The sequence below is a fragment of the Sporosarcina oncorhynchi genome, assembly GCF_033304615.1.
Taxonomy (GTDB): Bacteria; Bacillota; Bacilli; order Bacillales_A; family Planococcaceae; genus Sporosarcina; species Sporosarcina oncorhynchi.
Genome location: NZ_CP129118.1, coordinates 2,542,079 through 2,555,020 on the forward strand (window position 1 = coordinate 2,542,079; position 12,942 = coordinate 2,555,020).

A 12,942-nucleotide genomic window follows, 5' to 3' on the forward strand; every position below is an offset into this window, starting at 1 on the left:
GGTTACGTCCAATGCCAAAAAACGTCCCATACGAAGCTTGTCTAAAACTCGCATGGGACGGTAAATTGCATTCAATCAACGCTTATTGATTTCTTCAAGAAGAATCTTGTTGACAAGTGGCGGGTTCGCCTGTCCTTTTGTCGCTTTCATCACTTGACCGACTAAGAATCCGACTGCACGATCCTTACCATTTTTAAAGTCTTCGATGGACTGCTCATTCGCATCCAGAATATCGGAAACGATTGTGCGCAATGTTCCTTCATCGGAAATTTGCACAAGTCCTTTCGCTTTCACGATATCAGACGCATCTCCACCGTTTTCAATCAGTTCTTTAAATACTTTCTTCGCGATTTTGGATGAAATCGTACCATCCGAAATAAGCTTTACCATACTTGAAAGACCTTCTGGCGTCAAAGCCGTATCGTGTAACTCTTTTTGCTCAGCATTCAGATAAGCGGACACTTCTCCCATCAGCCAATTGGAGGCTAATTTTGCATCAGCTCCTGATTGGACAGTCGCATCAAAGAAATCGGACATCTCTTTTGTTAACGTCAATACATGCGCATCATATTCAGGCAAGTCTAGTTCATTAACATAGCGTGCTTTCCGGGCATCAGGTAGTTCTGGAATTTCAGCACGGACGCGGTCAATCCATTCCTGGTCAATATGAATTTCTGACAAGTCCGGATCGTTGATGAACCGGTAGTCGTTCGCACTGCCTTTGACACGCATTAGAACCGTTTGCCCTGTCGTTTCGTCATAACGACGCGTTTCCTGAACAATTTTCCCGCCGGAAAGAAGCACTTTCTCCTGACGTTCCACTTCGTTCGCAATCCCTCTGCGGACAAAGTTGAATGAGTTCAAGTTTTTCAATTCCGTCTTCGTTCCAAATTCCTCTTGGCCATATGGACGCAATGAGATATTGGCGTCACAACGAAGTGATCCTTCTTCCATACGGACATCGGAAACGCCTGTATATTGGATGATGGCTTTCAGTTTTTCAAGAAACGCATAGGCTTCTTCCGGAGACCGGATATCTGCTTCCGTCACGATTTCAATTAAAGGTGTGCCTTGTCTGTTTAAATCGACGAGTGAATAGCCGTTATCCGAGTGCGTCAGTTTGCCTGCATCTTCTTCAAGATGGACACGTTCGATACGGATTTTCTTCTTTTTACCTTCTACTTCAATTTCAATCCAGCCGTTTGAACCTACTGGACGATCATCTTGTGAAATTTGATAAGCTTTTGGATTGTCAGGATAGAAATAATGCTTCCTGTCAAAGTTCATCTCTCTTGCGACTTCACAGTTCAAAGCGAGAGATGCTTTCATACCGAAGTCGACTGCACGTTTATTCATCGTCGGCAATGTGCCTGGATACGCCAAGTCTGTTACGTGGATATTCATATTCGGTTCTGCTCCGAAATGCGCAGGAGCCGGCGAGAAAATTTTCGTATCTGTTTTTAATTCAACATGGACTTCAAGTCCGACAATCGTTTCAAAGTTCATTATGCTTGTCCCTCCCCGATGGATGGAGTCCGTTTATGGAATTCAGTTGCTTGTTCGAACGCATGCGCCACACGGTATAATGTCGCTTCATCGAAGTGCTTACCAATTATCTGTAAACCAATTGGCAGCCCTTCATCAGAAAATCCGCATGGAATAGAAATAGCAGGTATCCCTGCAAAGTTGACGGATACTGTCAAAATATCGTTCGTGTATAGTGTCAACGGATCTCTGACCACACCACCAATTTCGTATGCCGTTGTAGCGCTTGTCGGTCCAACGATGACGTCATAGTTCTCGAAGACCGAATTGAAATCCCGTGCGATAAGCGTTCGCACTTTCATCGCTTTGACATACAGGTCTTCGTGATGATCGGCACTGAGTGCATAAGTTCCGTAAAGGATTCGTTTCTTCACTTCAGTTCCAAATCCTTCAGCGCGCGCACGCAAATAAATCTCTTCAAGGTTTTTGGCGCCTTTAGGATGGTAACCATATCGGATGCCGTCAAATCTCGCAAGATTGGAGGATGCTTCTGCTGTAGCGATTGCATAATAAGTCGGTGATGCATAGTGGGAATGCGGTAGTGATACTTCGTCGCGTGTTGCCCCGAGCGACTCAAGTACTGTAAGCGCCGCTTCTACAGATGCCTTCACTTCAGGTGAAACACCTTCACCCATATATTCTTTCGGAACACCGATTCGCAGCCCTTTAATATCACCTGTCAAGCCCGCTTTAAAATCAGGCACTTGGTTAGGTGAAGAAGAAGAGTCACGGTGATCGATTCCCGCAATTGCGCCTAGCAACAGTGCATTATCTTCAACCGTGCGTGTCAACGGTCCGATTTGGTCAAGCGAAGATGCAAATGCTACCAGCCCGTACCGTGAAACTCTGCCATATGTCGGCTTCATGCCGACAATTCCGCAAAATGCAGCTGGTTGACGGACTGACCCGCCTGTATCCGTTCCAAGTGAGAATAATACTTCGCCTGCAGCGACCGCAGCCGCTGAGCCGCCAGAAGATCCGCCCGGGACACGATCTAATCCCCATGGATTATGTGTTGTCTGAAACGCCGAACGTTCCGTTGTCGACCCCATAGCGAATTCGTCCATATTCAATTTACCAACACTGATCAGACCAGCCTGATTGACTTTCTCAACGACAGTTGCATCATATACAGGGACAAAATCCTCGAGCATCTTACTCGCGCAAGTAGTTTTTGTTCCTTTCGTAATGATATTGTCTTTGATGCCGATCGGCAGACCGAATAATGATCCACGATTTTCGAATGGTTCGTTATCCAGTTTTTCTGCACGCGCGATTGCATCTTCTTCAGTTAACGTCAAGAAGGCTTTCACTTTATCGTCCACTGCTTTAATCTGCTTGAATGAGTCCTCGGTCACTTCTTTGACAGAGACTTCCCGGTTATGTAGTAGTGCCTGAAGCTCTGCTGCCGTTTTATTCATCAACGTCATCTTTTACCCTCCTAAAGTCCGTTATTACAAGATGTTTGGAACTTTTATCAATCCGCCCTCATGTTCTTCAACGCTTGCTAGCATTTCGTCGCGGTCCAATACGTCTTCAGGCACGTCTTCACGTAGCACATTATACAGCTGTAGTGGATGTGTCATCGGTGCAATATTTTCCGTGTCGACTTCTTTCAATGCATCTCCAAAACCGACAAGTTCGCTAATCAGTTCCGAAAACTGTGAAGCATCCTGATCTGATATGGCAATCCTAGCAAAGTTTGCGAAATACCGAACATCGTCCTCAGTAAATTTATTCATATGTCTTTCCTCCCCATCTGCATTTAAATATACGACTAATCATACCACCTAACAGGTATGTTGAAAAGGTGCGGCCCTAGTAGGTACAGTGCGCTAGAACATCGGCGTACAGCACTTGTACTGCTCTATCGTTCCACTATCAAAGCAGGCGACCGTCAGTATCCATAGATATGGACAAATGGATCTTTTTCGCCTGCTTTTTTAACAATCAATGCTTCTGCTCCATTAACGGAAGTGATATTCACTTCCACGTCAATGTCCGGATAATAATCTCTGACTTTCCCAGTTAAGAATTGGGTAAAACCAATCGTTTCACTTTTTCCGAAAAACTGGATAGGTATTGTGATCTTCAATGATTTCATTCGGTTATCTTTGAAAAATGCCGTCCCGACAACGTTGACGAAACTCGGGAAATATTCATCGATATCCTGTTTGAAATGACTGAACACCGTATTAATGTCACGGTAATTATCGATGGATGATGGAGCTGGTAACAGGACGTACTTTTCATTGACTTCCTTCCAAGCGTTCGGGACTTCTTTTCCTTTATCAGCGAATGCTGTCGCGAAATAGGAGCCCGGAACTATCGAATTTCTTTTTTCCTGCTTGAATAATCCGACGACAATCGGAATATTCTCAAATCCTTCTTTCGTCCGCAGTCTTCTGACAATTTCATCTGCGGCTTTGATGCCCTGTTTTTGAAGTTCTTGATCGGTTATATTAATTTCCTTGTTATTCTTGCCATAATAGACGGAGTTTAAGGCGAGTCCAACCGAAACTCCGGACAACCGGAGTTTCTTTTCATCTGTCAACGTTAAATAATTTTGCTCGACGATATGTGCAAGAAAAATCGGTTGCTCTTCTGCGTCTTCGCCTTCAGCTTCTGGTGGATTCAGACCCTCTTCATCTTTAGAACTTCTAGCCAGCCACCGCTTTGCCGTGTCTTTATCGATATACTGGCCTTCCTGAAAATAGTGATCCTTCGTATCAAAATGTTGCGTAGAGAGTCGAAGCAATCCTTCTTCTGCTTCTTGGATATCATATTTCGTATAGATATTGCTTACGACCAGCCCACGGCTTGCACTTTGCTTGAAAGGCAAGGTTGTTAAGTAAAATTCATCTTTTAGCTGGACATCCGGAATCATGACCGTTTCTTCGACTTGTTCATCCGTTTCCTGGATGACCTCATCTTTCTCAGGTCCAATTGATGGTAAGCATCCACTTAATAGAAGCGCTGCCGCCATGCCTGGTATTATCATTAACTTCTTCATGGAAAAATTACTCCTTTTCACCGAGCGCGTCTATTAACTCTGTTTCATTCCAGACGGTGATACCAAGCTCTTCAGCTTTTGTCAGCTTTGAACCGGCATCTTCACCCGCGATAACGAGGTCCGTCTTTTTACTGACACTGCCGCTCACTTTGCCGCCAAGTGCTTCTATTTGTGCTTTTGCATCGTTCCTCGTCAATATTGATAACTTGCCTGTCAAAACGATTGTCTTTCCCGCAAAAGGGCCATCCGTCGGAACTTCCTGGCGATCAGGTCCTTTATAGATCATATTCACGCCGTGCTCTTTCAGTTTGCCAATCACCTTTTGGACATCTTCATTCGCAAAAAACGTGATGATTGAATCAGCTACTTTGTCGCCGATTTCATGGATGGAAGTAAGGCGCTCTGCATCCGCTTCTGCTATCGCTTCAAGTGTGCCGAATTCTTCAGATAGGATATGTGATGCCCGTTCACCTACATGACGTATTCCTAGACCAAACAACAGTTTTTCTAATGAATTCTCCTTAGATACCTGGATGGCTGTCAGTAAATTCGTCGCTGATTTCTCTCCCATACGCTCTAATTCCAGCAGCTGATCTTTCGTCAGCGCATACAAATCAGCCGCATCATTCACAAGTTCCGCCGTATATAATTGGTCGACAACACGCTCGCCAATCCCTTCAATATTCATGGCATTTCGCGAAACAAAGTGAATGACTGCTTCTTTCATCTGCGCAGGGCATTGTGGATTCACGCAACGAAGCGCTACTTCCCCTTCAATACGGACTAGTTCAGAATCACATACGGGACAATGTTCAGGCATATAGTAAGGTTCTTCTGTTCCTGTACGCTGTTCTATGAGGACGCTAACGATTTCAGGGATGATATCTCCTGCTTTACGAACAATGACCGCATCCCCAATTCGGATATCCTTCTCACGGATGAGATCTTCATTGTGAAGGGAAGCCCTTGCAACTGTTGTTCCAGCAACACGGACTGGTTCTAAGATTGCAGTTGGTGTCACAACCCCTGTCCTTCCGACGCTCAGTTCGATATCAAGCAACCTCGAATGCACTTCTTCCGCCGGGAATTTATACGCCGTTGCCCAGCGCGGACTTTTTGCAGTGAAACCCAACTGCTCCTGATCTTCATACCCATCGACTTTGATGACGATCCCGTCAATTTCATAATCAAGATCTTGCCTGCGCTGTTGCCAAGATTCGATATAGTCGATTACTTCCTCAATTGACTTGCAGCGCTTACTTGATGAATTCGTCTCAAAACCGAGTGAAGCAAGATAATCTAAGGAATCCGAATGGCTATCTTGCCCATAAGCACTTCCATCTCCACCAACTCCATAGATAAATACGGATAGATTTCGACTGGCCGCGATTTTCGGATCTAATTGCCGGAGTGAACCTGCTGCTGCATTCCGTGGATTTGCAAATGGTTCTTCACCATTTTCGTCACGCAGTTCATTTAATCGCATGAAAGAGCGTTTTGGCATATACGCTTCTCCGCGGACTTCAATTGTGACAGGTTCTGCTAATTTTAGCGGGATGGCATGAATTGTTTTCAAGTTGGAAGTAATATCTTCGCCGACTGTTCCGTCTCCACGCGTTGCCCCTTGACTGAATGCACCGTTGTCATATTTTAATGAAACAGCAAGTCCATCTATTTTCAATTCGCATATATACGTAATATCTTTTCCTGCCCCCGCTTGGACTCGTCTATCAAAATCCCTAATGTCCTCTTCATTGAAGGCATTGGAGAGGCTCAGCATCGGAAATTCATGGACAACTTTTGTGAAGCCCGGAAGAATCTCTCCACCTACCCGCTGCGTAGGAGAGTCAGGAAAGACAAGATCGGGATATTCGGCTTCAATGGCCAGCAACTCCTGCAATTTACGATCGTAGACGGAGTCTGGCACGAGCGGATTATCTCGCACGTAGTAGGCATGCCCATACTCATTCAACAGTGCCGTCAGTTCCTGCACACGTTTTTCAGCTTCAATTCGATCCATTATACCCTCTCCTTATGCTTTTTCTATTGGAGCGAATTTGGCAAGCAGCCTTTTTACGCCAACTGGTTCAGGGAATGCGATATCCAGTTCCACGTCATCTGCCGTTCCCTTCACACTGACGACCATGCCTGTTCCCCATTTTTTATGGGCGGCTTTGTCACCGGCCTTCCATCCCATCTTCTCTCCGCCACTCGTTTTGTATACAGGTTTAATGACAGCAGGTCGGACGGGAGCCGCAGCTCGGCCGAATCCACCCGAACCGAAACCTTGATTGTCATTCGATTTCACTTCAATAATATCCGGCGAAATTTCATTGAGGAAGCGTGACGGATTATTATAATTCGTACGCCCGAAAATCGTCCGGTAAGAAGCGGCTGTCAAAAACAGCATCTGTTCAGCACGCGTAATCGCCACATAAGCGAGTCTGCGCTCCTCTTCCATTTCTTCATTGTCACCGATTGACCGTGAATGCGGGAAGATATTCTCTTCCATCCCAATAACGAAAACAACGGGGAACTCAAGCCCTTTTGCCGCATGCATCGTCATAAGGACGATTTTTTCTGTTGCTTGGTTCTCTTCTTTATCCAACGAATCGATGTCTGCTATTAATGCCAGGTCTGTCAGGAATGCAACAAGCGAGCGGTCGCTATCGTCTTCTTCCGCTCGTTTTTCAAATGCTTCCGTTACAGATAAAAACTCATTAATATTCTCTAGTCGACTCTCTGATTCGATGGATTTTTCAGCTTCCAGCATCGCTCGATATCCGGACTTATCAATCACTTGTTCAACCAATTCGGTAACTGACAAGTATTCCTGCATTTGCGAGAATCCTGCAATCATTTCCTTGAACTTTACAGCTTCATTGGCCGCTCTTGCTGTCAATCCCATAAAATGAACTTCCTGAAGTGCATCAAGTATGGACCGTTCATTTTCGAGTGCAAACAATGCCATTCGTTCGAAGGAAGTTGCACCTATGCTCCGTTTTGGTTCATTGATAATTCTAGAGAGCGCCAAATCATCATCATTATTTGCAATTAGCCGTAAATAAGCTAATAAATCCTTGATTTCCTTACGGTCATAAAACTTCGTACCACCGACAATCGTATAGTCCAAATTGGATTTCACTAAATACTCTTCAATCATCCGGGACTGCGCATTTGTACGATAGAGCACGGCGAATTGATCGAGTGATAGTCCATGTTCCTCTTTCAGCTCGATAATTTTCTGCACAATGAACTGTGATTCATCTTTTTCATCTGACGCTTTATAGACAGTAATGGCAGTTCCTTCATCATTATCTGTCCGCAGTTCTTTATCATAACGACTCTCGTTATTCTTAATCACGTCGTTTGCCGCTCTTAAAATTGTCTTCGTGGAACGGTAATTCTGTTCAAGCAGGATGACAGCTGCATCTTTATAATCCTTTTCGAATGACAGGATATTGCCGATATCCGCTCCGCGCCATCTATAGATAGACTGATCCGAGTCTCCGACAACACAGATATTACGGAATTTGGCTGCAAGCATTTTAACGAGTCGGTATTGTGCATTGTTCGTATCTTGGTATTCGTCTACATGGATGTACTGAAACTTGTTTTGGTAATAGTCAAGTACATCAGGAACGCGTTCAAACAGCGTGAGCGTCATCATAATCAAGTCGTCAAAATCGAGCGATTGGTTCTGACGCAACTTTTTCGAATAGCCTTCATAGACATCCGCTATTGTTTTTTCATACGGGTTTTGAGGATTGATTTGGCCTTTGAACGTCTCAGCATCAATGCATTCGTTCTTTGCGGAGCTAATCGCGTTAAGCATGGATCGTGGATCGTATTGTTTCGAATCGATATTACGTTCTTTTAACACGTTTTTAACAGCCGTCAGCTGATCCGAGGAATCTAGTATTGTAAAGTTTTTGGATATACCGATGCGATCGACATTTCTACGCAAGATACGAACACACATCGAGTGGAATGTGGATACCCACATACGCTCTCCTGTTCCGGGACCAAGCAAACCGTCAATTCGGTCACGCATTTCGCGTGCCGCTTTATTTGTAAATGTGAGGGCAAGAATATTGGATGGGTAAACATTCTTCTCCACAATCAAGTATGCAATCCGGTGAGTCAGCACTCGTGTTTTACCGGAACCTGCACCTGCCATGATCAAGAGAGCGCCTTCCGTTGTTTTCACTGCACGGGTTTGTTCGGGGTTCATGCCGACAAGTAAATCTTCCGCTATTTTTTTCATAGTAAGGATTCCACCTTCCGAGGAACGTTTGTTCTTTATTATAACCTATCCTGCTTATCTATGGGTAACTGATTTGACTGCCTCGACAGTCGAAAGTGCTGCAGAAAGATTCGTATAAATCACATTACCAACGATTACTGTGTCCGCGAGAGCTGCCATCGTTTTCGCCTCTTCCGCATTTGTAATGCCGCCTCCATAGAAAAGTCGTGTGTTGTCGAGAACTCGTCCTGCTGCTTTGACAACGGACGGTTCACCAAACCTTCCACTGTACTCCAAGTAAAAGACAGGCAGCTTGAACAAATGTTCAGCCATGCGTGCATAGGCGACGACATCATCTTCATCTGGTATTTCCTGTACACCTGTCAGTTTTGCGGCTGTGCAGTCCGGGTTCATGATGCAATATCCTTCCGTCATCACTTCATCCCAATTCATCATATGACCATATTCTTTCAAAGCCGCATGGTGAATGCCGTTAATCCATTCCGTTTTCGTAGAGTTCAATACTGTCGGGATGAAATAGAAATCAAAGCCCGGCGTCACCGATTCGACAGTCGATACTTCTAGTGCAACGGGTACAGAATATCTGCGTATGCGCGCCAACAAATCCAGGACGTTCTCCAAGTCCACTCCGTCACTGCCGCCAACAATCAATGCATCTGTACCTGACTCAGCAAGCTTCTCCAAATCGGCATCTGTTATCGTTTTTGCAGGATCCACTTTAAAGGCGTGGCGCCAAGATTTCATATCCATTGTTTTTCACCTATTCTGTAAAAGTACTTTTGTGCACGTTTAGACAATCCGTCGCGCATTCTATTGAACAGTATACCAAAAAAACGGGCGGAAAGTTTCTCCGCCCGATTCGTATCTTTCATTTCTTATGTGTTTGCTCTTCCAACCCAGGGTAAAGTCTGTTCAGGATTAAGTTGTACCCGCCCGATCCATAGTCTACACAGCGTCTTACTCTTGAAATCGTCGCTGTACTTGCTCCTGTATCATTTTGAATTCTGTCATATGTCTTCTTTTGTTTCAATGCATGAGCGACTTCTAGTCGTTGAGCCAATGATTGTAGTTCACTCATTGTGGAAAGATCGTCGAAAAACGAATAGCATTCTTCCAAATCCTTCAATTGTAGTATGGCATTGAATAGCTGGTCCGTCTGTTCACTGCGAATTTTATCGATTTGCATAGTTTCCCCTCTTTCCTACAGTGTTATTCAAGGAGTATACGTAACTGCTTTGGAAATCCCCGAATACGTAGGTACTACATGAATCCACGTTTTACCCGGAACAAGCTTTACAGGAACTCCGTTTTCAACTGGAACTAGGAATCCATCAATATTCTTCCATTCCATTTCTTTTGCAACGCCTGCCTGGAATATAATCGCTTTGCCACCACTCTCAATATCGACAGCTTGTCTGCCCACATTATCAATCGTCTTATGTGCAGCTTCCATGACAATGACATTCGAGACGCCTACTGGCACGTCTCCTTCTTTATCCACTGTCAATTTCCCATTAACAGTGCGATTGTACAAACCGTTTTCAGCATCATAGGCAAATGTGCTAATGAAATCGTTACTCTGACTGAAACGGACGACAATCAATGAAGCGCTGTCTCCCATTTTAGCATCTTCCACTGAATCATGGAAAACAAACGGCGGAATCTTCGTTAATTCGATTTCGGAATTCGTCTTTTCCATTGCAGCCATAACGTTTTCCCCTGTTATATAGGAATTATGCGGCGCTTTCCGATCTGAGGATCTTCTAAACAATGTGCCGTCATATTGCATCCCGTTTACATTATCGACGTAGCGCTTATCCAATAGCGCTTTTGCATCAGGGCTATACCCATGTGCTACGTAGAACGCATCCATTCCTTTTGCCATATGGATGAAATAATCACGTGCACTGCGAACAGGTCCAATTCTTTCCGGCAGTTCACTTTGAAATAATGCTAGATAACGCGTCACATTTCCTTCTGCAAGAAATTCATAGACGACATCCGCTTGACTGATTCCGGATTGCGGACGTGCTAATGGATGGTTGTTGATGGTTGCAAGTACGGGTCTTCCCCAATTTTCCTCCTCGCTAGATACACCTGTAAACGGCGACTGATATAGGAGCATTCCATCCTCTTCGGGCTCCTCAGTCTCCTCAGGCTCGTCCATTGCGACAAGATTCTCTTCCGGTTCAGGAGTGACTGGCTCCTCCACCGTTTTCTCTTTTTTTGAACACGCGGCCGACAACAGCAACATCATGATGGCAATAACGAACAGCCATCCTCTCTTTTTCCCTGGCATTTCTGCCTCCTATCTTTCCGAAACCGGAATGAGTATTTCATTTTTCATAACATTATAAAGGCCTATCTGAGTTGCACGGACATAAGGCAGATGAGTCGACTGCAGGAACAGGAATGTATAGACTGCGTCGCCATGCTTATATCCACGTTCACTTAGTGCTTTCTTCATTTCCATTTCCTCTTCAATCAATTCACCTACAGGGGACGCAGACAATCCACCGCCGATGGGAAGTTCGAGACAAGCAATTCTCTCACCCTTTTCCATCAACACCATGCCACCGGATATGCGTTTCATTTCACGGAAAGCCTTTAGCATCTGCGACTTGTCCTTTCCGATAAGAATGATGTCCCCTGTATTGGAATACGAGGACGCAAATCCTTGAATGCCATGTGCAAAGCCTTTAATGAATGTATTCAAACGCCACTTACCATTTCGATCGAGCAGCATAAGGAAACTTTCATCATGATCAGCCGCCAGTTTGTCCACGCTACTGTCAATTGTCACTTTATATGGTTTCGTTATAACATCATTGACCATTTCAATCCCTATGGAATCGGAGAATTCAAAGTCTTTTTCATCAAGATCAAAATCTAATTCACACTTCGGGATTAACGACCAATCCACTACAGTGAAGCTGCTAATCGGTTGACGGTTTTTTAATAACCACTTTCCTTTTGACAGGACATCCGTTGGTACCGGATTCATTTCATCCTCTAAGAAATTGAATGTGGCATATCTCCCTGTCGCAATCACTCCGTGCCTGTCAGCGATATTATAGTAACGGGCGACATTGTAAGAGGCCATCAAATACGCATCAATCGGTTTAACGCCTGCATCCAGTGCGACTTGGATACATTTATCCATGACGCCATCTACATGGAATGATGGCGTTGAGCCGTCTGTCGTCATCATGAGCTGATCGAAGACATCCAATTCTTTTTCGAGAACACCCTTTAGTAATAGCGGCAAGTCTGGACGAATGGATGAATGACGAAGCGTCACTGCATATCCCTGAAGAAGACGCGCTTCCACTTCTTCTATCGTCATTGCTTCATGGTCACCATCTGTCCCGAACAGTTTCATCCTTGCCAGTGTACGCTCAGACGCACCCGGTAGATGACCTTCAATTTTCTTCCCTGCTTTTTTAGCAGATAGAAGTGCCGCCATCATATCCTGATCGCCATTCATAAGCCGCGGCCATCCGGTCAATTCGCCGCCCATGAGCACATCATCTCTTTGTAGCCATTCCCCTATATCTTTTGCATTAAAAACCTCTTTTTCATTTTTCAACACCGTTTGCGAATCAAACCGCGCCCACCAATAGAATGAAAAAGGCAATTCATTCAATTGTTCAATAACCTTAAACGCTTTTTCATTGCCAAGCAACATGAAGAACGTCAAATTATCCGAAAGGAACGTCGTTGTTCCGCGCTGTCCTGCATATTCAGCAAACGTTTCAGGATTATACAATTGGAATGGATGGACATGCGGTTCAATATAGCCAGGCACAATTTTCTTACCCGTCGCATCCATAATTTCAGCCTCTTCCATCATCGCCGGCATACGTTCACCCGCATAGACGATACGGTCATCTGCAATCCATATATTCCCTGTCACCCATTTTTTCAAAATGGAATGTACGTATTCTGCATTCTGAATGATTAAGTTTGGTGCTGCTTTTCCGTTAATGATCTCTATCTGTTTATAAATAGCTTGTTGGCCCCACATATTATTGACCCCTTTGTCTATGATCCTACTGATTTTATCGTAGCATAGCATTGTTTGAAAACATAGACCTTTCAGGTGATAATCATGAAT

10 protein-coding genes are annotated in these 12,942 nt (G+C 44.5%); all 10 read right to left on the reverse strand.

All coding sequences use genetic code 11. The annotated features are described in order from the left end of the window. Positions 1-75: 75 nt before the first annotated feature. Entirely contained in the window at positions 76-1,506 is a 1,431-nt protein-coding gene (gatB, locus tag QWT69_RS12440; protein WP_317966107.1) for an Asp-tRNA(Asn)/Glu-tRNA(Gln) amidotransferase subunit GatB, read from the reverse strand. Beyond that, positions 1,506-2,975, reverse strand: coding sequence for an Asp-tRNA(Asn)/Glu-tRNA(Gln) amidotransferase subunit GatA (gatA, locus tag QWT69_RS12445; protein WP_317966109.1), 1,470 nt, complete (start codon positions 2,973-2,975; stop codon positions 1,506-1,508). The genes gatB and gatA overlap by 1 nt, the downstream gene beginning before the upstream one ends. A gap of 24 nt (positions 2,976-2,999) precedes the next feature. Beyond that, complete coding sequence (gene gatC / locus QWT69_RS12450) at positions 3,000-3,287, reverse strand: Asp-tRNA(Asn)/Glu-tRNA(Gln) amidotransferase subunit GatC (protein WP_317966111.1); 288 nt, start codon at positions 3,285-3,287, stop codon at positions 3,000-3,002. Between the two features lie 155 nt (positions 3,288-3,442). After that, on the reverse strand, positions 3,443-4,558 hold the full coding sequence (locus tag QWT69_RS12455) for a CamS family sex pheromone protein (protein WP_317966113.1): 1,116 nt from the start codon (positions 4,556-4,558) through the stop codon (positions 3,443-3,445). Between the two features lie 7 nt (positions 4,559-4,565). Then, positions 4,566-6,578: an NAD-dependent DNA ligase LigA gene (gene ligA, locus QWT69_RS12460; protein WP_317966115.1), complete on the reverse strand. Its 2,013-nt coding sequence runs from the start codon at positions 6,576-6,578 to the stop codon at positions 4,566-4,568. A gap of 12 nt (positions 6,579-6,590) precedes the next feature. Then, complete coding sequence (gene pcrA / locus QWT69_RS12465) at positions 6,591-8,825, reverse strand: DNA helicase PcrA (protein ID WP_317966117.1); 2,235 nt, start codon at positions 8,823-8,825, stop codon at positions 6,591-6,593. 54 nt (positions 8,826-8,879) lie between these two features. Further along, on the reverse strand, positions 8,880-9,575 hold the full coding sequence (pcrB, locus tag QWT69_RS12470) for a heptaprenylglyceryl phosphate synthase (RefSeq protein ID WP_317966119.1): 696 nt from the start codon (positions 9,573-9,575) through the stop codon (positions 8,880-8,882). A 118-nt stretch (positions 9,576-9,693) separates the two neighbouring features. Beyond that, positions 9,694-10,011, reverse strand: a complete 318-nt coding sequence (locus tag QWT69_RS12475; RefSeq protein WP_317966121.1) for a YerC/YecD family TrpR-related protein — start codon at positions 10,009-10,011, stop codon at positions 9,694-9,696. A gap of 27 nt (positions 10,012-10,038) precedes the next feature. Next, on the reverse strand, positions 10,039-11,124 hold the full coding sequence (locus QWT69_RS12480; RefSeq protein WP_317966123.1) for a DUF3048 domain-containing protein: 1,086 nt from the start codon (positions 11,122-11,124) through the stop codon (positions 10,039-10,041). 9 nt (positions 11,125-11,133) lie between these two features. After that, positions 11,134-12,852, reverse strand: a complete 1,719-nt coding sequence (locus QWT69_RS12485) for an adenine deaminase C-terminal domain-containing protein (protein ID WP_317966125.1) — start codon at positions 12,850-12,852, stop codon at positions 11,134-11,136. Positions 12,853-12,942: the final 90 nt, after the last annotated feature.